Genomic DNA, 24,490 nt, shown 5'->3' with positions numbered 1-24,490 from the left:
TCATTCCGTAGGAATCTCTTAGTGGTTCTATATAAACCTAGAGAAGTAGTTTTATGCAGTCAATCTCAAAACTCCCAAAAGTCCATGTTAGGATTTTGTTCCATTATTAGTGCTAACTTCTTAGCTCTCGAAAGGTTTTTAATTTCTTTTTCTCTTTCAATTGCTAATTGAATCCAAGTAAATTTTTCAAAATAGATGAGATAGTGTACATTGTATTTTGATGTAAAACTATTTAGGTTTGTTTTTTCTCTATGTTGCTGCAATCGTGTTTTTAAATTATTAGTAACACCTGTATATAATACCGACCTACTCTTATTAGTAAGAATGTAAACGTAGTAGGTATAAATGCCTTCGGTGTATTCTATCATCATTATTTGCTTTTAGAGACGGGAAGAGATTCCTACGGAATGACAAATTGTACTGTTGATAATTTCAAAAATAAAAAAAATCCTGCTTCAATAATGAAACAGGATGGATAACAATACTATTTATATAATTTTATTATCTATAACACTACCGTTCTTTCCTCGATAACAAACTCGCCTTTAACTCCTTTATTCGTTGCTCGGTAACCTCCGTTAAGCAGGTAGCGTATACCAATGGCTGAATGCTTCCACCTTCTGAGGGTTTCTTCTCAAACTCACAATGAGCATCTCTATACCCTATCCAGTAGCGCTGTGCCGTAATCAGTAATTTGGTTTCCTCGGCATCCAGTTGAGCTACCAACTCCTGATACACCTTGTTCAACTCAGCATCAGCTTTTTCATAAGCCACAAAAGCCGAATCATTCATCTCTTTTTGAGTTTGTCCTACTACCACACCACCAATCAGCAAGAGCAACAACAAAATACTATTTCGCATACGGTACATTCTATTTTCCGCTAAAATAAGAAACAATTGCTTCAAATAGCCTATAACATTGAAAAGAATCAATTCGCAATTAATTAATCACCGTATTCTTTTTGGCTTTTGCATTAACATACCCCAGCTCAACACCCGTTGGCGTCTTCACCTTTATATTAACCGTGTAGTGAGTATCATCTTTCACGACCTGATTTTCAGCAATGTTAAACAACACCACGCCACCACCATCGCCTATAGCGGTAATGTTCTCATTAGACATGGCAAGCGCAAAATTCATCTTAATAGAAAACTCCGCTATACCATTCAATACCCCTTTGAGCGTGTATGTCTTGGTCATGAGTAATTTTATTTTCTGACCATTCACGGGTACAGTGAGTGGTGAGTCGAGCGAAAAAGCATCTCCTATTTTCATTGGTTTTTTAGGGAAATCAATCTCGGGTTTCAAGTCTTTAAACACAGTTTTTAGGGCATCTCTCGTTACCTTATCAAGCTTCGGATTGATGATGGTATCAATTTTAAACTTGTTATCCTCAGCCATCAAACCTTCAATAATAGTATAGGACAACGGACTAAGCACTTCTTTGCCTTCATTTAGCATGCGTACATCGTCAAAAGCCATTATGGTTGGAAACAAGCCTTCTGCGTTTGCGGCTTTGGTAGTGGTAGTTCGTCTCACTTTGCTCAAACTCTCATTCTTAGTGAGCACATCGCTAACCGTAGTTTCGTTATTAGAAGCAATATCCATTTCCAGGACATAAGTCCTTTCAGGGTGTATTTTATATTCAAAAGTATACGTCTTCTGCGAATAGCCAATGCCAGAAACCAAAAGACCTAACAGTATTATAGCGAACGATTTTTTCATGGAGATATTTTTACACTACAAAATAAAGCCATTTACTCTATTATAGTGCTAAAGAAAACCTAAAATCACAACCATTTGTAATTCCATAGTAAACCTAACGAAGTGGCTCAAGATAAACATTCATCGTTTAGTTTGTCATTCCGTAGGAATCTCTAGCAAAGTAGTTCGAAGAAGCCAATCTTCACCACTCTTTGTCATTCCATAGTAAACCTAACGAAGTGGTTCAGTACAATCAACCTCCAAAACCCGCCCTAATATAAATACCGTAAAAAAACAACGCCGGAAGGAGTGGCAGCAACCCACATAGCCGAGTACCAACAATTACAACCTGAAAGACCAATGCAAGGCAACGCCTTGCTACCTTTTACGCAAGTGTAGATTTTTAAATTCGTTAAGAAATTGCGAATCCTTGTAGCAATTTTAGAATTTTAAAATCGGTTTTGGCTTGCCAAAAACACCTCGTAAAAGTGTCCTTTCTTTTGGTTCGTTTTCTTTGGACAAGCAAAGAAAATGAACAAATAAAACCCCTAAAATAAAAAAAGCATCCCCCTATTAAAGAAGATGCTTCTCTCATTCCAAAAACTCCCCTCTTATTATAAGAGGGGTGGCTCGCCTTGGCGAGACGGGGTGTTAATAAACCCTCTACACCACCTCCAACAACGTCAACGAATTATAATTCCCATCATTCAACGCATACAAAATCCCATTCATCTCCTGCATAAACTCCACCAACAACAAGAAATACGAATCCCCACCACCCGGCGGAACCTCACTCGGCACCAGCGATACATTACTTTCATGCATATCCAGCGGCAGCGTGCTCACATCACTATAACGAATAGCCGAAATACCAGTACCAAAATCCAAATTCATAAAAGCAGTCCTAAAAGCTACATGAGTAGCATGCGGAGGATAATTCAGCATATCCAGCGGAACCAACCCATTAATCGTCACCTCACCATTAGCAGTATCCAATGCATAAGGAGCAAAAAGCACACTACTCAAAGGCGACTTAAAATTAAAATCAAACCCCTTCAATTCTTGTTTCCCAGCAGCCGTTTCAATACCAACAGCCACCTTGCGTTCACCTCTAATCGAAGTCGAATCCAAATTCTTAACCACAGACAGCGTGCGCACCAATCGGTTACTAAGCGTACCATCAAAAGCACTCTTAACCAAAACACTACAGCCATTTCTCAAATACTTCCCCGAGTCAACAACATTAGTAAACTCACTCATGTTCTCTCTCGTACGCTTATAAGCGGGATCAGTCATAATGCGTTCCTTCGAAACTCCTCCTTTCAAACGCACCAAAAAAGCATCTTTCCTCTTGAAGAACGTAATATCGTCCAACGATCCTTCAATCTTTACAAGTCCTTTCTGTTTAGGCATAATAAAAACATTTTAATTGTTAATAATACCCAAAGCTACAAACAACCATAACACACTGCCCAACAACCACTTCCATCTTTTCCGCATCTGCCATTCCTTCCAAAAACAACAACTATTTCACTACCAATTCCCAAAAACCTCACCCATTCTCCTACAACAAAAAATTCCCGCCTAAGCTTCTAAACTAAAAAAAGCACCCTCAAAGGATACTTTTCTAATCTTTTCAAAAAAGTGTATATTTTAATTTTACTGTATAAAATTCTAAAATAAAGTATTCTTTTATAGAGTTCAATCAAACACTAAATAATTTAACTCAAAATGGTACTTCGTCATTATTGCAAAACGTACCATTTTCCGGAAAACACCAGTGAGGTATCCCTAATTCTATTTCATCATTTAATTCAATTTCTCCTTTAAGGATAATTTCTTTAGGTTCATATATCATTTCCATTTTAGCTTCCATAACAAAAAAATCCCCAAAAATACTATCACATTTATGACAACCAAATGAAACATATGATTTTTCAACAGTGTTACTATATCTTGGCTTAATAGTCGATAGCTTTAAATCTTTTCTGGTGTCTAAAATTTTTTTAGATAGTTCAACTATTTTTGGATTAAACTCAACACTACTTGAATCCCATAGACCTTCATGAGGTTTTATCTCAGCTTTACAAGTTGAATAAAAACGTGAATCAACAAAGTACAAGTAATTCAACTCTCCACATTTCCAACAATCCATTTCATAAAACACAAGCTCAACTAATTGCCGTGAATCTGTTTTTAAAATCGATTTAAATTGAATATCATTTGAAATAAAACTTTTTACAAATGTTTGTAAATCCACAATCCTTCTGTCTAAAAGATTAACCATAAAATTGGAATCTTCAAATTCAAACACATTGAATATTGGTAAATCTGGTCTTTCTTCAGTTAATTTTGAAACTGGGTTTTCAAATAACCAACATGCAACAACTCCTTCAGATATATATTTGGATTGTCTTTCTAAAGTTCGTTTAAGTGATTGAGTGCTCAATTGTACTTCAAATGCAATAGGATTTCCATTGTTTGGCAAATAAACATCAGCTCTCCATCCTTTACCTCTGTACTCTTGAATTGCTTCAAATCCTAGCCTTTTACAAATAGACATTATTTCCATTTGTATTTTATCATGTTTGCTTATGTTTTCAAGATTCTTCACGTAAACATTTTTAAATTATTCTTTCTTATTTGTACTCTACTACTTTTTGAAAAACCTGATGTTCTTTGAATGGATTTGCTTTAAAAAAATCTTGTCGTCTTTCTTCTGTTTTGAATCTTACATCACGCTCGCCCCAAATTATCCAAATATATTTGCTATTGGTTTCTATTAGATACTTATCAAGCAAATCTTGTCTTATGTAAACAAAGCTATGACTGTTGTTATAGTTATTGTGGTATTTAAGATTTAAACTTGCAATGTTTCCATCACTGTCAAGCAAATCAAATGTTTGAGGTTGACTTATCAATTTCAAGTGATTAGCTATTTCTTTAGCAGGAACTGTAATATGACCAGCATTATTGGTAGAACTATGATAGCTCTCCCAGTTGTATTCCATTACGGGCATTAACGCGTCAAATTCTTTGATTTCTGAAACTTCCTTTTCTATTTCTTCGGGAAATTTTTCTCTTGTACTTATCTCGTTATCTTTCAGGTCAAAAAAAACAGATGAGTAGTATCCAGGTTCACCTTTTTTTATTTTTATTGTTTTCTTAGCGGTTTTAAATTCTAAGATAGTTTCGTTGTCATGAGTGGCATCATTAAAAATGTATAATTCACCTGCATAACTATAATAGTTTTCTCTTTTTTCAGGTAACCATCTACCACCCATATTTTGGATATTTAACAACTTGATAACATTATCATAATCACTATTTTTAACAATAAGTCCACGAATAAAGGTAAAGCGATTTCTTTCTATTGACATATCCTCTTGTCCAATGTATGAATCTAAACAAATCCAATCTCCATTATTTCCTTTCAAATTATTTACGGTTAAATATTCTTCAACGAAGGGCATTCCTCCATTCTCATACCAATCAACAAGTGGTGTTGTTTTCTCGCCCAATAAATTATGCGTTAAAAACAATTCGTTTTTTGGTTCTTCAGGGAAACTCGGGTCAATATCTGCATCAGATAACCTAAATGTATCCCAATCTCTGTCTAGTAAACCTAGGTCATCTCTTAATCCTGCATTTTCAAAATACGCTATCCAAGAATACTTTTTCCCATAGCGTTCAACTGTCGCTTGTTCTGTTCTTCCTCTGTTGTAATAATTGTCATTTCCAAGTGCCTTTTCTGCTTCTTTGAATAATTCTGCATTCCAACCTAAATCATAAATTCTCCAATAGATTTGTCTTCTAACTTTTTCCTTCTCTGGTGGATTAGAATACGAACCGCCATTTTTTACTATTCGTCCAATTGTGTAGTTGCTAAAATCCATATGGATTGGCCCATCATAACCATAGTCTTTTTCGCCATAATCAAATTCACCTAAATTTCTAAGACCACCAATAGAATAGGGTGGTCTTATATTTATAATTTCTTGTTCAGACAACAAACTTGAATTATGTACCAAACCAATTTCAATAATTCGCCTTGCGTAGTCCCTTGCTAAAATATGTGTTGTTGAATGGGGTGCATTTTCTTTAAAAATTAGGTCATAAATCGATTTTGATAGTTCGGGTAAAATTTTATTTCTAAAATTATCAGATGTCGTTGATTTGTGTTCTGCCATTACAACTCCATACATAGAAGCTAACGTTCGTACCCAAACATACGGGTCATTGAATTTTAAAGAAGTATAGACTAATGATGAAAGTTCGTTTGGAAACTTTCTTCCATAAAAATAAAGTGCTTTTGTTGCTTTATCTCTTAAACTCCTATTAGTACTAGTGAGCAACCAAATGATAAATATTGATACAATATGTTGCTTTTCAGAAACAAGTTTGGATTCGCTTGCGTTTGAACGACATTGCATTTCAAATTCTAAAATATAATCTTCGAGGTCGTGGCTCTTTTTTCTGATGTATTCAGTCCAAGAAATATCGCGTTCATTCATTTTTAGTGAAGCCAACAATTTTGAAAAGAAAATTGCATTCAATGGATGCTTCACATCCCCAAGCGTTTTAAATGAAAGGTTATAGAATATTTTTTTGTTCTCATCTGCTCTTAAAAAAAGTTCCGTAACCAAGTGAACGTCACTTTCTTTAACTGCATTTGCTGGCAAAACAAAAAGCGATGAGACTGACTTGCCAAATGCATAATTAGAAAACTTAATTCGGTCAGTATACCATTTAGTGATAAAGTTTGGCAAATACTTAAATGATTTAGATTTTGTAAACTTCAATAGCCTATCCTTTTCACACAATTCGTGAAATGAAGTTTGCTTTATTTGTGGTAGAAGCAAACATAATGAGGAAATCACATCCTCAAAAAATGGGTGTTGTTTACTATTAACTATTATTTTTTGAATAAACTTTTTACTAATAAAATATGATACGTCAGAATGCTTTTGAATTAGATATTCACCAATCATAAAACCCGCAAGAATGTCATAAGTAAAACTTACATATTCACTTTTATCACGAATATCTCGGGTTAAAACTAAGCCTTCATTAATCAGAATATCTGCCCTTGATTTGTCCTTTTCATAAACAGATTTACCATCAATCAAATTGTAGAATTCATTTACTGGGATTTCTCTTGTATTATTACTCCACAAGAATAGCGATAGCTGACTAAGTGAATCTGCTATGAATTGTTCATTTGCTTTTAAAATGGGGTTGCTGCTTGTTACTCGTTTATTTACTTGACTTAAATATTCTCGAAATACATTATAAGACGATTCTTCCTCAATATTAACTGCGACCTCACCCGAAGATTTCCAATTTGGATTTTTGATTTCGCAAAATATTTTTAGAAATATTGGATCTTTGAATTTTTCAAGCGGTGCAAAAAACAATTCAGCTTTTAATTTATATTTAGTAAAGTATTTTTTTACAGCTTCGTGAATTGTTTCGTAATCATCAAAACCATATAAATAATGAAATTCATTTGTTTTGGTATTATCCCAAATTCTATCAACGTACGATTTTCTGCAAGTGGTAACTACTAGCAGGTTTTTTGTCTGCAAGACTTTTGCAATGAATGCAGATAAATGGTTATTCCAAATTGGTGAAAACAGTCGGTTTGAAATAGTTTCATTTAACCCGTCTATTACTATGGGAATTTGGGTGTTTAGAATTGATGCATAAACATCAAGGGCTTTTAGAAAATCATCAAAGGTAAATTCTTGCGGAACATCAAGGATTTTTCTTAATGCTTCTGTGATACTTGTGTCGTCTGTAAATTTATCTCCTGTAATAAAAATTGCAGGTTTTGAGTTTACTATTTTTCTATAAGCAATATCGCAGGAGATGTGAGTTTTTCCTTTTGCCGCATCAGCAATAAAGTGAATTTCTCTTTGTTTTTTATGAAAATAGTTTCTGAAAAAACGATTATAAATTTCTCCAAATTCTGAAATAAGATATGAAATACTTGAAGCATCTTTAAACGCTCGTGATTTTTCATCAAAAACTCTATAATCTATCTTGTTGTAATACTCAAAAAAGTTCTTGTTTAGTCCTTCTAAGTCAAAATTGGATAGAAGTTCTGGTGTGTTGTTTGTAAAACAAGATTCAATAAATTCAATTTTTTCAAAAACGTGAGCAATATGATTTTTAAACTCTTGACAAATTAAAAAATAATTTTCCCTTTGAGTATGCTCTTTTGTTGTAAGCATTCTTTCATCAAGAAAGTCACGCAGTGTTGCTTCAATTTCATTTGATTTTTCAAGTAGTTCATCTTTTAGTTCTCCTGTTAGTTTAATGTAGTTTGAATCAAATAAAAGAAAATCAATTTTAGATTGAGTATATCTGTCAATAGTATGTAAGTCAAAATCGTATTTATCTTTTACTTTTTCAAAATTCTCATCAAATATTTTCTTGAACCAGTCTTGGTTAAATTCCAATTCCCCAAAAAAGAAACTACGAATCCCAATATGTTTTGAATCTTTTATAAAAGTAACAAATGAAGTTTCTCCCCAATGTTCAAGTTCGATTGTTTTTCCCGAGGGAATAATTTTAGTTAATTCGTTTTCAAACCAATTTCTTTCTCCTTTACTAAACTTTCCTTTGCTTGATAAGCTATCTGCTGTTAAATCTGTTTTTAAACAAAGAAACCATTTTGTTAAGTCATTATGATTTCGAATCGCTGTTTCAAATGAACCCTCAATCGCTGAATTTCTAGAACCTACATTTAATCGTCCTGTATCTCCAAAAAATTTGCATTGCCAACCCCATTTTTCTCCATTATGAAGTTTTAAATAAAATTCAACTCCTCCATCGCCGCCACTTCCATCTATTGGTGTGAATGTTCCAAGGTGTCCAAATTCTTTTTGCGCTATTTGGTAGCAAAATTGCTCAAAACACTTGGTCGTTTTACCGTCATATGGCTTAAGTTTTGTGAAATCTATCTTGTCAATTGTAACCATAGTAAAAAATGTTGAGGGTTGATTAAAAAGGCCTCACCAGCTGTCACTTGAATCCCCGTTACCGTCCGATCCCAATTGCGTGGCCTATCATATTTTTCCATCCAAAGTCTCCTGCCTTTTAGCTAACTAATTCCAAAAATAAAAAACTTCTTGTTAACATAAAAGGGGGATTTCCCCCTAATTTCATCAAAGTACTAAAATAATTTCCAATCCATTTTACGGTTTTCCACATTCCACCCAAAAAAAAACCATCCCAAAACCCCACCCAAATAAAAATACTTTAACAAAACAACTAATAACTCATAACTAAAATCAGCGTTGCAAGCATCCGTTTCATCCGCGTTCAAATAACAAAAACCCCCACAGAGATTCCTACGGAATGACAAACAATAAATACACCTCCAACTAAAAAAACCAACAAACAACAATAAACAACCACCAAAACCCTCTTCTAAACCCATAACTCATAACTAAAATCAGCGTTGCAAGCATCCGTTTCATCCGCGTTCAAATAACAAAAAACCACACAGAGATTCCTACGGAATGACAAACAATAAATATACCTCCCCACTAAAAAAACCAACAACAAACAACCACCTAAAACCTCTTCTAAACCCCTAAACTCATAAACTTCTAAACTAATAACCAATAATTCTCCCTTCACCATTCCTTGCCTTCCCATTGCCTACTCCTTGCCTACCCATTGCCTACTACGTGCCTACTATGTGCCTAAAAGGGCACCCCATACATAATACTACCATTCTGGAAAATTACGTCACTTTCGGAAAATTTTTACCCCAAACTAAGAAAATACACAATAAAAAAATAACTTCTACGTTATTACTTAAAACAAGACAACAACATGCAACCAACAGAGTAACAAACAAATAACAACAACCCTAAAACTTAGCCATCATGAAACGTTTAGAAATGACACCAAAAGACGTAGTACAAATAACCGCTAAAAGCGAACGTTACGGCAGAGAACAAATCAAAAAAATTAAACTACACTATAAAAAACAACCCCATCAAATACTAACCATAGAAGAATACTGCCAATACTCCGGCCTCGATTACCAAAACATCCTCATATTTCTAAACGCCCACCGATAAACCACCCAATCCACCTACCTTATCCCCATTCCTCTTAAACAACCATCACTTTACAATACTAGTAAATCAACCCCTTTGTCATTCCGTAGGAATCTCTAACCTCTAACAACCTATTAGCAAACACTAAACACTACAAACACCATCATATAATCAAATAACCAAATCAACAAATAACTCAAATCACTCACTTCGAGCCTTCTCCAATAGCAAATGTGTCAAGCATACATTATTCGTAATTCGTAATTCCCAATTTGTAATTCTTCCAAAAGAAATCACTAAATTTGCGGTACAATTATTGCTATACAATAATACACTTGGGGTCGACTGGTTTTGACAGCAAGATGAAACAGACAGTAAGCACGTCGAGCATTGTACTTTTTGCTCGTAAATCCAAAGGTACACACCTATAAACGGCGAAAATAATTACGCTTTAGCTGCTTAATCCGAAGTTTAGTACGATTTGCCTAGTCCACACCAGGTGTGGAAGCTAGATTTACCTCAAAAGCCTTGGTTTGTGGCGTTTGATTAAGGTAAACCGTAAAAATAGACCTAGAGATGGTAATGCTTTAAACCCGTCTTGACACTGATAAAGCTAAGTAGAATGTGGTTGTTTCTGGCCTAGCATCCTATCGAAAATCCAATCAGAGACTAAGCGTGTAGAAGGCTCTTTGCTTCCTTGTTTGGACCCGAGTTCGATTCTCGGCGACTCCACATCCATATCAACCGTAACAATAGTTGCGGTTTTTTTATGCCCAATAACCATTACCTATATAAAAAACAAACCCGCTTATCACTAAGCGGGTTCATTCATTCTAACTAAATTTGAATTTGTATTATCGTTTCAACGAGAAGTGTGCTCTGAATTGTTTCATTGCTCCACCTTCCAGATAATCTACCGTAAACCAGTAATCGGTTGATGGCAATAAAGCACCATTATAAGTACCATCCCATCCTGCACTTGTTGAACTGATTTGTTTTAGTAGTTTACCGTAGCGGTCAAAGATGTAAATCTTAGCTCCTGGTTGTCCTTCTAAACCTACGATGTTCCATGTATCATTAAAGCCATCTCCATTCGGAGTGAAGTAATGTGGATAATCGATGATTTGTACACCACTGATGCTTTGTACTCCACACGAGTAGCCATTAACATCTCTTACATCCCATACATATACCGTGTGTTCTCCTAAGGTTACATCGGTGAAGATTCCGCCATTGTCTAAGATTGGTCCGTCGTCTAAACTGTAGTGGTAGATTCCATATCCATCGTTTGTCACCGTAATGATTTGTGTATCACTAAAGGCATTGGTAACCGTATACGTCAGGTTTGCCGCCGGTCCTGAACGTACCACCGTGAAGAATACTTCTTCTGATGCACATCCTAAGTTGGCTGGGGTTATACTTGTTGCTATTACACTATACACTACTTGGTCTACACTAATATCGGTTACCGCTAACGTTGGTCCTGTTTCTGATAATAATACTCCATCGGCATACCACTCAAAGGTATAGTTCGCTGCATTGGCTACATTACTGTCTAGTATCAGGTTGTTGTTTACAGCTGTAGTGTTCCAATCCACACACGCTATTGCACTTCCGGTATTGGTAGTAATTAATGGCTCTGCCAATTGTTCTATCACTACATTAAAGTCATCTAAGATGTAACATCCTGTTGCGTTATTGGTTACACGTATCCAATACGTTCCCGTTTGTACTTGATAGGTTGACAAGTTTTGTATCGCATTGGCACTAATACCTGCCTCTGCATCCGCCTGACTCAGGTAGAACTCTACCGTATAATCGGTTGGTGCTTGTGTAGCTCCTAAGATGTCATCGATGTAGTCGCCTAATCCTAATGGGTTGTTGTCATAGAACATCATGCCATCGTTTACGCCATCGGTATCACAGCTCTCAAAGTCATCTAATAGTGTTGCCACTATAGGTTTTGGGTTTACCAAAATGTTGAAGGTACCGATATCACTGGTACATCCTGTGGTAGTGTTAGTGATTACTACATAGATAGGTTGTGGGTTACTAATGTTGGTGTAAGCACTTGGGTTTGGTACTGGCGTTGTAGCTGCAGCATCTAAATAGAAGGCTACACTATAGTTTGACGTTGGGGTTGTGGTATTCCCTTCCAATAAGTCGGCTACCTGACTGGTTAAATCAAATACTTCAAAGCCATCGTTCACACCACTTGCATCGTCTTCACATACTTGGTATTCGTTGTTTGTGCCTACGATGTCAACTACTGGTAGTGGGTTTATTATAAAGCCTTGTTCTACCATTTTATAACATGGTCTGCTGGTGTAATCAAAGTTTTGTGTACTTGATACGGCTATATAAATGTACTGCACTTGATTTATTGTAGTACCTGCTATACTTGGGTCGCCTACTAAGGCTGCCGTTGGTGTTAGTATCTCGTTTACATTGTTCTCCAAATCCGATTGGGTATAGAAGTAATGTAAAGCTACATTCGGGTCACCATTAGCAATATAGGCTGCTGTTGCCGTTAAATCTACTGTTGCCTGTCCTGAACCTGTGGCGTTTTCACATACTGCGGCTAAAGTCGCTGGATTGGTTCTTGGTGTTGGTATTGGCAACACTCTGATGTTTAACGTCGTATAGCTTTTACAACCTTGTGGACTGATAATCTCTACTCCTAAGGTTTGTACTGCTGCAGGTACATTGATATAGTTGGTTGGTGTAGTGATTTGATTTGTGCCTGTTTGTGCTTCAGCTAAACTTGGATAGTAGTTTATCGTATAACCTGGTAGTGCAGTGATTTGTCGTACCGTCAAATCAAAGTTGGTGTGTTGGTCATTTGGATTGGCATCGTCATCACACTCATTGATTGGTTGTGGTGTTGCTACTACTAACGGTGTGCCAACAATTATCTGGAACGAACCAATGTTATAACACTTACTTGCTATATTCTCTACTCTAACCCAAATAGTTTGTGGGTTGGTAGTGTTGGTATAATTAGTCACATTCATGATCGGAAGGCTTCCTTGTTCTGCCAATGTTTGTGAAGTATAATAGGTCACTGTATACGCTGATGCTGGTAGTGGTTGTTGTGCTAATACTAACGGAGTTTGTTGCGCTAAGTTCACTATCGTTTGTCCGTTTTGCGTATTGCTATCGGTATCACATATCTCTATGTTTGGTAAACCTGTAATGGCTTCTGGACTTGGATTGACATTCAACTCTACTGTAGTGATGCCTATGCATCCTGTAGTTGGGTCTTCGGCTCTTACATAGATGATTTGTACAAACGGATTGATGTTAGTGTACAACATCGGTAATGGGTTGTCTCCTGTTTGTGCATTGGTCAATGTTTCATGGAAAGTCAACGTGTAATTTGCTCCTTGAAGAATATCTGTTGTCAAAGTATTCAAATCAAACTGTGCAAAGCCATCCTGATCATCATCACAAACGGTATAGGGCTGTGTTGGTGGTATTGGTGTCGGTAATGGTTCTACTCTGATGTCCATCGTTGAGATAACGTAACATCCTGTAGCATCATTGGTAATACGGATTCCTAACGTTTGAACATAGATAATCGCATTTTGATAGCTCAGATTTGTTATCTCATTGGTATCATTTTGTGCATCGGTCAAACTTGGATAGAAGTGTACACTCATACCGGTTTGGCCTAACAGTATATTAGCCACTTGGCTTTGTAAATCGAACACTTCATAACCAATCAAACTTTGGTCGTTGTCACACAACGAATACTGCGGATAGTTTGGCTGTGTCGAATTTGGTAGTGGATCAACAATGATATCAAAGTCTACTATATCAAAACATCCTGTTGCCGTAGTTTCTACTCGCACATAAATCGTTTGTTGGTCTATTACACTATTAATGTAACTCGCCACATTGGTTATCGCATTACTTGGTGTTTGTGCATCTGCTAAACTCGTGTAGAACGTTACCGTATGTGTTGATGGGTCAATGCTTCCTAATACTTGTGGGATTACTAGTGTCAGGTTAAAAGGCTCATAACCTACTGCTCCCGTATAATCACATAAATGTAAATCATCTGGCTCCGTAGCTTCTGGCGTTGGGTTGACTATTAATTGGAGTTCGACATAGTTAGAACAACCTGTGGTGGTATAGAATACTTTTACATAAATCGTTTGTGTCCATGGGTCAATATTTGCATATGGACTTACTAAAGGATTAGCTCCCAACAAGGCATCGGTTGGGGTTTCGTGGAACGAAACAGTAACGCCTGCTGGTAAACTTCCGCCTGCAATTTCATTGATGGTACTGTCTAAATCAAACGTACCAAAACCATCATTGTTTGGATCACAATACTGTAATGGTTGTGGTGTAATGGCCACTGGTCCTTGGGTTACTCTTAGTAATTGGGTAGTAATACTGTAACAGCCTGTTGCGGTATATTCTACTCGGATATAAACGGTTTCGTTATCGTTTCCTAAATACGTGGTTGGTGTTGCAATAGCATTGGTTGGCGGTTGTGCATTAGCATCGGCAAACGTATTATAATACGTTACTATTACTCCTGTTGCGCCTGCTGTAGTCACTCCTTCATTAACCGTTAAATCAAACGTAGCGGTAGTTACTGCTCCGTTACTACATTCAAAGATTGGTAATGGTACTGCCGTTGCTGGCAATGGGTTCACTACTAAATTGAATGAGGCTACCGAGTTACAACCTGTCGTATTGTTGCTGATGTTAATCCAGATTTGTTGTGGACTACTTGTATTAGTATAACTATTAGGTAGTGGATTTGTCTGTGCTATCGCATCGGCTTGGGTTAGATAATACGTCACTGTTACGCCTGTTTGTCCATTAGCAATCTCAACAGTTTTGGTATTTAACGTAAATACTTCTACTCCATCGCCTGGATTGTTGTAATCACACAACTCGTAATCCGTGATTACAGGATTTGGTAATGGTCTAGGATGTACTATCAACTGTAATGTCGTGGTTGAATAACACATTGACGTTCCCACGAAGTATGCTCTTACATACAAGGTTTGTGTTCCTGGATCAATATTGCAATAAGTTGATGTAGTTATCGGATTGGCTCCCGTAGTAGCATCGGTTGACGTTTCATGATACGTAATAACAACATTCGGATCAGTACTTATCTCTGCATTTTTAGTGGTTAAATCAAACAAACAGCTAAAGCCATCGTTGTTATCATCACACACTTCATAGGCTGTTGGTGTGTTGATTACTGGTGCGGTGTTTACCGTTACTGTTGCTGAACCTGATTGTGGTTGTGCACACGCTGGCGTGGATGCGCTTGACACACTCACTAAATTATAGTTGAATATACCTGCTGTAGTAGTTGGCACATTGATTACCGCTGTATTACCGCCTGTAGACTGAATGGTTTGAGTGGTCCCATTTTCATCCAAATACGTAAAGGTATAAGGTTGTACTCCATTAGCTCCTGTAAATACAATTTGCGGATCTGGTGTAGAATTCAAACATACGGCTTGTGTTCCTGCTATTGTAGCTGTTGGCATTGGGTTTACCGTTACCGTTGCTGTGCCTGTTTGTGGCTGTGAACATGCTGGCGTGGTTGAACTTGATACACTTACCAATTGATATGGATAAATCCCTGGTGTTGCTGTTGAAACGGGTAGTGTTATGCTATTTCCTGCAGTAGTTGTAATAGTCTGTGTAGCTCCAGCTGGGTCGGTATATGTAAATGTGTACGGTGCTGTTCCGTTTGCTCCTGTAAAGGTGATATTCGGACTCACTGCTCCTTGACATACTGTTGTTGTTCCCGATATCGTAGCCGTTGGTAGTGGTACTACTGTGACTACTGCCGAACCTCCAACCAATTGTGTACAGTTGGTCGTTGGATTGGTAACACTTATCAGATTATAGGCTACACTCGATGTTAATACTGGTGTAGTTAGCGTTGCATTTCCTGTTGCATCTAATGTAATAGGCGATGGTGGTCCAACAGTATTGTATGTTACTATCGCATTTGGTGTACCTGTAAAGGTAATCGTAGCTGTGTTTCCTGAACATATTGTTGTGGTTCCTGAAATTGCTGCCGTTGGCAATGGATTTACAGTAACTGTCGCTGTTCCCGTTTGATTTTGTGAACAACTCGGTGTGGTTGAACTTGAAACGTTTACTAATTCATATGTAAATGTTCCTGCCGTAGCTGTAGAAACTGGTAGTGTATAGGTGCTTCCAGCAGCTGTAGTAACAGGGGTTTGAGCTACCGTGTTCAACGTATAATTAAAAGTATACGGTGCTGTTGAATTGGCACCTGTAAAGGTAATTGATGGACTAGGATCACCAACACAAACGGCTGTTGTTCCTGATATCGTTGCTGTTGGTAATGGTAATACCGTTACTGTTACAGAATCTGTGTATGCACTCGAACAACCTGTTGTTGGATTGGTAACATCGATTAACGAATAATTGGTAGTAGCTGTTAATGCTGGGGTTGTATAACTACCCGTTCCTGCTGCATCTAAAGTTACTGAACCTGCACTGAAATTAATTACTGCATTTGGTGTTCCTGTAAAACTTATTGTTGCTGTTTGTCCTGAACAAATACTCGTCGCTCCTGATATTGTTGCACTTGGTAAAGGATTTACATGCAAAGTGAAGAATGCAGTGGTATTAGAACCTCCTGATGAATTGTCTACAAAACGAATGTAAATTATTTGTCCATCAGTTCCTAAATAAGCATTAAATGGTGAAATAATCCCTGTATTGTTATCTGCTCCTGTCTGTGAGGTATGGAAGGATATGGTATAATCACTTGCGCTATTTGTGCCCAAAATAATTGGAATCTGTGGCGTGAAATCAAAGGTTGCATTGCCACTGCCAATACTGTTTTCACACAAAGTCAAATCTGGAGGGATAACTGGCGTGGGATTACAGTTTGGCATGAATAATTGAAATGGTTTCACAATAATACAACCGTATGCTGTCAAGAAAATCGCAGCATATATTGTTTGTCCATTTGAAAGCGCAGTATAGGCAGTGTCATTTGGAATGGGATTGGCTAAACTTTGTGCTTCATTTTGTGTTAAATGATATGTTATTTCATAATCATTTGGATCCAAAGAGCCTAAAATTGTTGATGTATTTTGAGTCAAATCAAAAATATTATTTGGACTACATTGCGTTAAATCAGTAGGAGCATTAGTTACATCAGGATTTACATTCAAAGTTACATTTGAAGTCGCAGTCTGTTGTACGTTACATATTGTATATTCAGCATTCAATGTATAAGTAGTAGTAGCTGTAGGACAAACAGTTATTGTAGGGCCGGTTCCAATTTGAGTAATCCCTTCAAACCATTTAATAATAACAGGTACAGGTGGTCCAGTTGGTGTAAAACGCCAAGCTTCGTTAGTTGCTGACCAAGCTCCAGTATCTCTACCTGGTGCTGCAATTGATTGAGCTCCAGATCCTCCAATCAACCCTATCAATCCAGAGCCTGCCCATGGAGTACCTGCAACTCTTCGTTGAACAAAAACTTCAATAATATTTGAAACTTCATACAATACAATTTGAGATGTTTGAAGTCCTGGAGCACTACCAGTAGAATTCCATTGACCTAAATTATAGAAATTTACAATAAGTTTTCTACATGGATAAGTACCTTCTAACTTCCAATTTACAGAACCATCAACGGCCGTTGGAGGAACAGACATATCTGTATCTTGAAAGACTCCAAAAATTGATTGAGATTGATTAGTAACATTTGCAATAGGTACACTTGTTGCAGGCCAAGCACAAAATCCTCCTGCAGTTACAGGTCTGAATGTAATAAGACCATTTGTTCCAATATTACACGATGTATAATTTTGTCCATAAAAACAAAAATTAAAAGGTAAATTAACAATAGGAGACCAAAAATCATCTCCTGATGTAATGGCAACAACATTATAACTTGGTCCGTTGAATGGATAAGGACAATAAGGTATTGAACTTGCAGAATAAGAAGTGGTTGATGGGACTGGCGAAACATTAGCTTGTAAAGTTCTACATTCTCCCACTGTACACAATGTCAAATCCAAAGGTAAAGTTCCAGGAGCAGGTACAGTAGCCACTGTAGCACATCCATTAGGAACAACTGTTATTGTAAATGACATTCCGGTATAAAAACGCTCACATTGAGTAAAGAAATTTTTAATTTTTATAACTGTATAAGTTTGTGTAGATTGTAATATTGGAGTCGTAAATGTTCCAGTTCCTCCTGCACCAATAGTAACAGCATAAGTATTTCCTAATGTGTTGGTAATAGTGACCGTTGAACTTGGCGTTCCTGTTATGGTAATAACCGCCGAATTACCGGGACATATAGTTTGATTTGTAGGCGCCGAGACTATTGGTAATGGATTTACAGTTACAACAAACGTTTTTGTAATCGGTGCACAAGATCCTATAGTACTTGATACCGTATAAGTTGTTGTTACTGTTGGACTAACTGTAGGATTTGCTATGTTTGGAGTTGTCAAACTTGGATCAGCAGGTGAAGCCGTCCAAGTATAACCCGATGAACTTCCTGACGCTTCAAGCACAGACGAATTACCAACACAAATTGGTGTTTGTCCCGTTACAGTTAATTCAGGACCAACAACTATATTAGTTAAAGTTGTTGTTAAAGCCGTTGGCAAAGTACTATCAGTAACTGTTGCTGTATATACACCAGGAGGTAAATTTGTAAAAATTCCAGTGGCATTATTTTGATTCACTGGTCCAGCTATAGTGTAATTTACATAAGGTGGAGTTCCTCCAAATGCGGTTAAAGTTATTCCTCCATCCGCTGCAGTTGAACATGCCGCATTTGTGACATTTGAAGACAAAACTAAACTGCTTGTTAACATCAAGTCATCAATTGCAAAATCATTACCTACTGCACTTGTATTAGTATTCCACATTTCAATTTGAACTGTTGCAGCAGTTGCAACAAAAGAATACACTACGTGTCTCCAACCTTGTACGGGCAGTGGTGCAAGTGCATTTCCTGTTAATAAGGTTACTGCATTTCCTCCAGTAATTTGTATAGAAATATTTGCTTGTGTAGCAGGATTCGTGACTAAATTTGAAACAGATCTAACCCAATAACTGAATGTGTAAGTTGTTCCTATTGTTAAACCAGTAATTCCTGCTCCTGTATTTCCTGCTGCCCAAAATCTTGGATTACCAGCCGTAGTATTCCCATCGATAATTAGCATTTTACCAGTTCCGGATGTTCTATCACCAGTTAAAATGAAATCTGTATTGTTAATGGTTTTTGGAAAATTGGTAACTGCAAAATTCCCTGGAACAGAATTTCCTGAAAAAGGAAAATATAGTTGCGTGTATCCTGCACCATTAGTTACAAATCCGAAACCAGAACTTCCTGACTCAAACCCGCTATTTGTTAGTAAATTTTGAGAATTTAAATTAAAAACAACAAATAAACAGATAAAAAGTAGTTTTTTAATTTTCATAGACATTTTTTTTAAGAGGAGCGAAATTTACATAAAAATAGTAAATTTTTATCATAAAATTTTAAAATTTTAAAACTTTAAGATAATGATAAATTCATTTAGTAATATTAATTATCTTTGCTTCCTTATAAAAAAAACTTCATAAATATTGCTATTGATGAAAAAGAATAAAGAATTTGAGGATGAAATTGGTGAGAATCATATTGCCACAAATGCAACTAATCCTCTGAGAGTTGATGCTTTCGAAATTTCTGATGATCAAAAAATTGAATTGATAAAAAAAGATGTTGAAAGCATACTGAAAACACTAGGTATGGATTTAACTGACGATAGTATTAAAGGAACACCAAATCGTGTTGCAAAAATGTTTGTTAAAGAAATTTTTGGCGGTTTAAATCCTAATAAAAAACCAAGTTCATCCACTTTTGAAAATAACTACAAATACGGAGAAATGTTAGTTGAAAAAAACATTACTCTATATTCAACTTGTGAACATCATTTACTACCAATAGTTGGGAAAGCGCACATTGCTTATATATCTAGCGGAAAAGTAGTTGGCCTTTCTAAAATGAATAGAATTGTTGACTATTTTGCTAAAAGACCTCAAGTTCAAGAGCGTTTAACTATGCAAATTGTTCAAGAATTGCAAAAAGTATTAAATACTCCAGATGTTGCTTGTGTTATTGACGCAAAACATTTATGCGTGAATTCAAGAGGAATTCGTGATATTGAAAGTAGTACCGTTACTTCAGAATTTGGAGGAAAATTCAAAGATGAAAACACAAAACGTGAATTTTTAGACTACATCAAACTAGATACTTCTTTTTAATTTTCAGACATGCAGCTATATAAAAACCAAAATATTAAATTATATAATTCTCTTTCAGGAGAAAAAGAAAATTTCACTCCAATTCATGAAGGAACTATTGGAATGTATGTTTGCGGTCCAACGGTTTACAGTAATGTTCACTTAGGAAACGTAAGAACATTTATGTCGTTTGATATGATTTTTAGATATTTTAAACATTTAGAATATAATGTTCGTTATGTTAGAAATATTACCGATGCTGGTCATTTAACTGATGACGGAAATGTAGATAACGACCGTTTTGTGAAACAAACACGTTTGGAAAAATTAGAACCAATGGAAGTGGTTCAAAAATATACTGTTTACTTCCACAAAGTGTTGGATTTATTCAATTTTCTTCCACCAAGCATTGAACCAACAGCAACTGGACACATTTTAGAACAAATAGAACTAACCGAAAAACTAATTAAAGATGGTTTTGCTTATGAAAGTAATGGCTCAGTCTATTTTGATGTTCTAGCTTACAATAAAAAAGGATTGAATTACGGTGAATTAAGCAATAGAAATATTGAAGAACTTCTTCAAAACACTCGTGATTTAGACGGACAAAACGAAAAAAGAAATCCTCAAGATTTTGCACTTTGGAAAAAAGCTTCACCAGCTCACATTATGCGTTGGAATTCGCCTTGGAGCGAAGGTTTTCCAGGTTGGCATTTAGAATGTACTGCAATGAGTACTAAATATCTTGGAGAACATTTTGATATTCATGGCGGTGGAATGGATTTAAAATTTCCGCATCACGAATGTGAAATTGCACAAGGAAAAGCCAGCACAGGAAAAACTCCAGTAAAATATTGGATGCATGCTAATATGTTGACTATGAATGGACAACGCATGAGCAAATCAACTGGAAATTATATTTTACCAATTGAATTAATCAACGGTGAAAACACTTTCTTTGAAAAAGCTTTTAGCCCGAATATTGTTCGTTTTTGTTTTCTTCAAGCGCATTACAGAAGTATTTTGGATATTTCAAATGATGCCATGATGGCAAGCGAAAAAGGCTTCAATAGATTGATGGAAGCAGTGAAAAATTTAGATGCAATTGTGCCTCAATCTCAATCAACTATTGATATAACTTCATGGAAAAAGAGTTGTTACGACGCCATGAATGACGATTTTAATACACCGATTTTAATTGCACAACTATTTGAAAGTGTTCGTTTTGTAAACCTACTTATCGAAAAGAAAGAAACCATAACAAGTGAAGATTTAAACGAATTAAAATCGACACTAAATGCATTTCTATTTGATATTTTAGGACTTAAAAATGAAATGATTTCTAGCAATAGTTCCGAAAAATTATCTGGTGTTATTGAAATGCTTATTGGGATGAGAAACGAAGCTAGAGCTAACAAAAATTTTGCTTTATCTGATCAAATTAGAGATAATTTGTTAGAGCTTGGAATACAATTAAAAGACGGAAAAGAAGGAACAACATTCAGTTTATAAATTAATAATGATAAAAAAGATTTTAATAGCGCCATTTCTATTATTAATCCGTTTTTATCAATCGGCAATTTCTCCTTTTTTTCCAGCAACGTGTAGATTTGAACCTACTTGTTCTCACTATTACATAGAAGCTTTAAATGTTCATGGGTTTGTTTATGGAAATTATCTTGGAATAAAACGCATTCTGAGTTGTCATCCTTGGGGAAAATCAGGTTATGATCCAGTTCCTCAAAAAAAAACCAAAAGCAATTAATAATTATCCCTATTTTTGAAGCAATAAAAAGAATATTATGATTTGGAATCCAACCGAAGGAATTGATTTAGGTTTTTTTATAATACGTTTTTACAGTTTAATGTTTGTAGTTGCCTTTGGTTTAGGTTGGTACATCATGAAACACATTTATCAAAGAGAAGGTGAATCGTTAGACAAATTAGACACTTTATTCATTTGGACAGTAATTGCTACACTTCTTGGTGCCCGATTGGGTCATGTTTTCTTTTACGATTGGGAATATTTCAGAAATCATCCATCAGAAATTTTACTTCCTTTTAAATTCGAAAACGGAATTGAATTTACTGGTTTCAGAGGTTTAGCAAGTCATGGAGCAGCAATTGCCATAATTATAGCTATTTATTATTATAGTAAAAAAGTGGTTCACAGACGAATGCTTTGGATGTTAGACAGAGTTGTAATTCCAGTTGCATGTGGTGCTGTATTTGTTCGATTAGGAAACTTTTTTAATTCTGAAATAATCGGAAAAGTTACGGATTCAACCTATGGAATTAAATTTGTTAGAGATTTTTATTCTGCTGCTGATGCTGTAAGGTTAACTGGCATTCAAAATGTTAATGATGCCTATGCTGCCATTCAAAATAATCCTCAATTTTCTCAATTGTTAGCAAATGTACCTTATCGTTATCCTGCACAATTGTATGAAGCTATTTGCTATGTATTTGTGTTCTTAATTCTTTTCTTTTTGTATTGGAAAACCAGAACTGCAGAAAAACATGGTTTAATTTTTGGCTACTTCTTAATTCTTTTATGGTCAGTTCGTTTTGTGGTAGAATATGTAAAAGAAAGCCAAGGCGGAATTGAAAAAACTTTTGGATTATTATCAACCGGACAATGGCTAAGTATTCCTTTTATTCTTGTTGGATTATTCTATGTTTTCATGGCCGAAAAACCTATAAAAGGTTTATAAACTATTCTTCTTCTGCCGTGTGTGATTTAGAATAATTACGCCATTTTTCGATACATTCTGTCATATCTTGTGGTATTTCGGTATCGAAAGACATAAATTCTTTAGTTGTTGGATGTTCGAATCCTAATGTTTTTGCATGAAGTGCTTGTCTAGGTAAAGTTTTAAAACAATTATCAATAAACTGCTTGTATTTGGTAAAAGTTGTTCCTTTTAAAATCAAATTTCCGCCATAGCGTTCATCATTGAACAACGTATGACCAATATATTTCATATGAACACGAATTTGGTGCGTTCTTCCTGTTTCCAGCTTACAGGAAACCAAAGTTACATAACCAAATCGTTCTAAAACTTTATAATGAGTAACAGCAGGTTTTCCTGTTTCGCCATCTGTAAAAACCGCCATTTGCATTCTGTCTTTTACGTGACGAGCAATATTTCCTTCAATTGTTCCTTCGTCTTCTTTGATATTTCCCCAAACTAAAGCAATGTATTCGCGTTCAGAGGTTTTATCTTCAAATTGCTTCGCCAAATGCGTCATAGCTGCTTCTGTTTTGGCAACTACTAAAAGTCCAGAAGTATTTTTATCTATTCTGTGAACCAAACCAGGTCTTTCACTAGAATTCATTGGAAGATTATCAAAATGATAAGCCAAAGCATTCACTAAAGTTCCTGTATAATTTCCATGACCAGGATGAACCACCAAACCTGCAGGTTTATTTATAACCAACAAAGCTTCGTCTTCATATACAATATCAAGTGGAATATTTTCGGGAATAATATGATTTTCAAATGGCGGATGTGATAACATCACTCGAACCACATCAAATGGTTTTACTTTATAATTTGATTTTACAGGCACATCATTTACCCAAATCTTTCCATCAGTTGCCGCTTGTTGAATCTTATTTCGTGTAGCATTTTCAATCAATTGCATCAAAAATTTATCAACACGCAACAGCGATTGTCCTTTGGGAGAAACAAATCGGTGGTGTTCAAAAAATTCTTCTTCAAAATCTGAATCGTCGATGTTATTATTTGGGTTATTCAGCATCTGGTGTATCGACTTTTAAGGTATCTAATTCAGAAGCATCAAAAACTACTTTTCCATCACCAAGAACTAAATCAATTTTAGAAGATTTCAACACTTTATCGCCAGGTTTTAATTTTTTACCATTAAACTGCATTTCCAAAACCATATCTTTTCCTAAATAAGGTTTGTATGTAATAGTTCCTTCGTTGAGTCCAACAGCATTTAAAGTTGGTACTGCTTGACGGTATGTTTTTTCAATCAAATCAGGAACAGTAACCATAGTAAACTTTTCGGCATTTATTTTTAAATAAATCTTTCTTCCCGCTTTTACTTTTCTTCCTGGTTTTGGATCTTGATCAACAATGGTAAGTTTAGGAAAATCTGGATTATAATCTACTGTATCCAAAATAATATAGTCCAAATCTAATTCTGCTAATCGTTCTTCTGCTTGTTCTGCACTTAATTTTGCCAAATTTGGCACCGGAATTTCTTCGCCATGATTAGTAGCAAACGTTATCCAATGAAAAAAAGCATACGATACGGCAGCAACAATTCCTAAGGCAATTAACACTTGAGTAAAAAAGACTTTACTGGTGATATATTTTCTGAAACTCATATAATTTTTTATTTACGCAAATATATAAAAGATACAAGGTATATGGTTTGAAAAAAAATGATAATT

At 35.7% G+C, this 24,490-nt stretch carries 14 protein-coding genes and 1 other RNA gene; 6 read left to right on the top strand and 9 right to left on the bottom strand.

Features of this window, described 5'->3' with window-relative positions; all coding sequences use genetic code 11:
* Positions 1–65 precede the first annotated feature (65 nt).
* The 6 genes from RN605_RS01785 to RN605_RS01760 all read right to left on the bottom strand — a co-directional run bounded on the left by RN605_RS01785 (position 66) and on the right by RN605_RS01760 (position 8,691).
* A complete protein-coding gene (locus tag RN605_RS01785; RefSeq protein WP_313325778.1) occupies positions 66–368 on the bottom strand; it encodes a GIY-YIG nuclease family protein in 303 nt (100 codons plus the stop codon).
* A gap of 145 nt (positions 369–513) precedes the next feature.
* Complete coding sequence (locus RN605_RS01780; protein ID WP_313321697.1) at positions 514–861, bottom strand: lysozyme inhibitor LprI family protein; 348 nt, start codon at positions 859–861, stop codon at positions 514–516.
* A 79-nt stretch (positions 862–940) separates the two neighbouring features.
* On the bottom strand, positions 941–1,726 hold the full coding sequence (locus RN605_RS01775) for a hypothetical protein (RefSeq protein ID WP_313321696.1): 786 nt from the start codon (positions 1,724–1,726) through the stop codon (positions 941–943).
* Between the two features lie 642 nt (positions 1,727–2,368).
* The gene (locus RN605_RS01770) at positions 2,369–3,118 is read right to left on the bottom strand and encodes a hypothetical protein (RefSeq protein WP_313321695.1); all 750 of its coding nucleotides are present in this window, start codon (positions 3,116–3,118) and stop codon (positions 2,369–2,371) included.
* Between the two features lie 313 nt (positions 3,119–3,431).
* Positions 3,432–4,268 carry a competence protein CoiA family protein gene (locus tag RN605_RS01765; RefSeq protein ID WP_313321694.1) on the bottom strand — a complete coding sequence of 279 codons (837 nt, stop codon included), beginning with the start codon at positions 4,266–4,268 and terminating at the stop codon, positions 3,432–3,434.
* Positions 4,269–4,344: 76 nt separating this feature from the next.
* Complete coding sequence (locus tag RN605_RS01760; RefSeq protein WP_313321693.1) at positions 4,345–8,691, bottom strand: NACHT domain-containing protein; 4,347 nt, start codon at positions 8,689–8,691, stop codon at positions 4,345–4,347.
* A gap of 915 nt (positions 8,692–9,606) precedes the next feature.
* Between RN605_RS01760 and RN605_RS01755 the strand changes: the two genes are divergently transcribed.
* Both RN605_RS01755 and ssrA read left to right on the top strand, forming a co-directional pair.
* Positions 9,607–9,804 (top strand): hypothetical protein, encoded by a 198-nt coding sequence (locus tag RN605_RS01755; protein ID WP_313321692.1) that lies wholly within the window; start codon positions 9,607–9,609, stop codon positions 9,802–9,804.
* Positions 9,805–10,120: 316 nt separating this feature from the next.
* Positions 10,121–10,518, top strand: a transfer-messenger RNA (tmRNA) gene (gene ssrA / locus RN605_RS01750).
* Positions 10,519–10,637: 119 nt separating this feature from the next.
* Here ssrA and RN605_RS01745 read toward each other — a convergent pair.
* A complete protein-coding gene (locus RN605_RS01745; protein WP_313321691.1) occupies positions 10,638–19,256 on the bottom strand; it encodes a T9SS type B sorting domain-containing protein in 8,619 nt (2,872 codons plus the stop codon).
* Between the two features lie 157 nt (positions 19,257–19,413).
* On the opposite strand from RN605_RS01745, the gene folE reads away from it, so the two are divergent.
* Genes folE through lgt form a run of 4 tightly spaced genes read left to right on the top strand, consistent with a single transcriptional unit; the run spans position 19,414 to position 22,778 of the window.
* Positions 19,414–20,085, top strand: coding sequence for a GTP cyclohydrolase I FolE (folE, locus tag RN605_RS01740; protein ID WP_313321690.1), 672 nt, complete (start codon positions 19,414–19,416; stop codon positions 20,083–20,085).
* Positions 20,086–20,094: 9 nt separating this feature from the next.
* Positions 20,095–21,576 carry a cysteine--tRNA ligase gene (gene cysS / locus RN605_RS01735; protein ID WP_313321689.1) on the top strand — a complete coding sequence of 494 codons (1,482 nt, stop codon included), beginning with the start codon at positions 20,095–20,097 and terminating at the stop codon, positions 21,574–21,576.
* Positions 21,577–21,583: 7 nt separating this feature from the next.
* A complete protein-coding gene (gene yidD / locus RN605_RS01730; protein ID WP_313321688.1) occupies positions 21,584–21,829 on the top strand; it encodes a membrane protein insertion efficiency factor YidD in 246 nt (81 codons plus the stop codon).
* 37 nt (positions 21,830–21,866) lie between these two features.
* Positions 21,867–22,778 (top strand): prolipoprotein diacylglyceryl transferase, encoded by a 912-nt coding sequence (gene lgt, locus RN605_RS01725; protein WP_313321687.1) that lies wholly within the window; start codon positions 21,867–21,869, stop codon positions 22,776–22,778.
* A gap of 1 nt (position 22,779) precedes the next feature.
* On the opposite strand, the gene RN605_RS01720 is transcribed toward lgt, so the two are convergent.
* Both RN605_RS01720 and RN605_RS01715 read right to left on the bottom strand, forming a co-directional pair.
* The gene (locus RN605_RS01720) at positions 22,780–23,829 is read right to left on the bottom strand and encodes an RluA family pseudouridine synthase (protein ID WP_313321686.1); all 1,050 of its coding nucleotides are present in this window, start codon (positions 23,827–23,829) and stop codon (positions 22,780–22,782) included.
* On the bottom strand, positions 23,819–24,424 hold the full coding sequence (locus RN605_RS01715) for a PASTA domain-containing protein (protein WP_313321685.1): 606 nt from the start codon (positions 24,422–24,424) through the stop codon (positions 23,819–23,821). The genes RN605_RS01720 and RN605_RS01715 overlap by 11 nt, the downstream gene beginning before the upstream one ends.
* Positions 24,425–24,490 lie beyond the last annotated feature (66 nt).

This window comes from Flavobacterium sp. PMTSA4 (genome assembly GCF_032098525.1).
Classification (GTDB): domain Bacteria; phylum Bacteroidota; class Bacteroidia; order Flavobacteriales; family Flavobacteriaceae; genus Flavobacterium; species Flavobacterium capsici.
The sequence above is the reverse complement of the archived record's forward strand: the minus strand, read 5'-3'. Positions and strand labels throughout refer to the sequence as shown.

Excerpts from the sequence above, each read along its gene's own strand:
- RN605_RS01755 (WP_313321692.1), top strand. The coding sequence starts at position 9,607 with ATGAAACGTTTAGAAATGACACCAAAAGACGTAGTACAAATAACCGCT.
- RN605_RS01745 (WP_313321691.1), bottom strand. The coding sequence starts at position 19,256 with ATGAAAATTAAAAAACTACTTTTTATCTGTTTATTTGTTGTTTTTAAT.
- folE (WP_313321690.1), top strand. The coding sequence starts at position 19,414 with ATGAAAAAGAATAAAGAATTTGAGGATGAAATTGGTGAGAATCATATT.
- RN605_RS01760 (WP_313321693.1), bottom strand. The coding sequence starts at position 8,691 with ATGGTTACAATTGACAAGATAGATTTCACAAAACTTAAGCCATATGAC.
- RN605_RS01765 (WP_313321694.1), bottom strand. The coding sequence starts at position 4,268 with ATGTCTATTTGTAAAAGGCTAGGATTTGAAGCAATTCAAGAGTACAGA.
- cysS (WP_313321689.1), top strand. The coding sequence starts at position 20,095 with ATGCAGCTATATAAAAACCAAAATATTAAATTATATAATTCTCTTTCA.
- RN605_RS01715 (WP_313321685.1), bottom strand. The coding sequence starts at position 24,424 with ATGAGTTTCAGAAAATATATCACCAGTAAAGTCTTTTTTACTCAAGTG.
- lgt (WP_313321687.1), top strand. The coding sequence starts at position 21,867 with ATGATTTGGAATCCAACCGAAGGAATTGATTTAGGTTTTTTTATAATA.
- yidD (WP_313321688.1), top strand. The coding sequence starts at position 21,584 with ATGATAAAAAAGATTTTAATAGCGCCATTTCTATTATTAATCCGTTTT.
- RN605_RS01775 (WP_313321696.1), bottom strand. The coding sequence starts at position 1,726 with ATGAAAAAATCGTTCGCTATAATACTGTTAGGTCTTTTGGTTTCTGGC.
- RN605_RS01780 (WP_313321697.1), bottom strand. The coding sequence starts at position 861 with ATGCGAAATAGTATTTTGTTGTTGCTCTTGCTGATTGGTGGTGTGGTA.
- RN605_RS01770 (WP_313321695.1), bottom strand. The coding sequence starts at position 3,118 with ATGCCTAAACAGAAAGGACTTGTAAAGATTGAAGGATCGTTGGACGAT.
- RN605_RS01785 (WP_313325778.1), bottom strand. The coding sequence starts at position 368 with ATGATAGAATACACCGAAGGCATTTATACCTACTACGTTTACATTCTT.
- RN605_RS01720 (WP_313321686.1), bottom strand. The coding sequence starts at position 23,829 with ATGCTGAATAACCCAAATAATAACATCGACGATTCAGATTTTGAAGAA.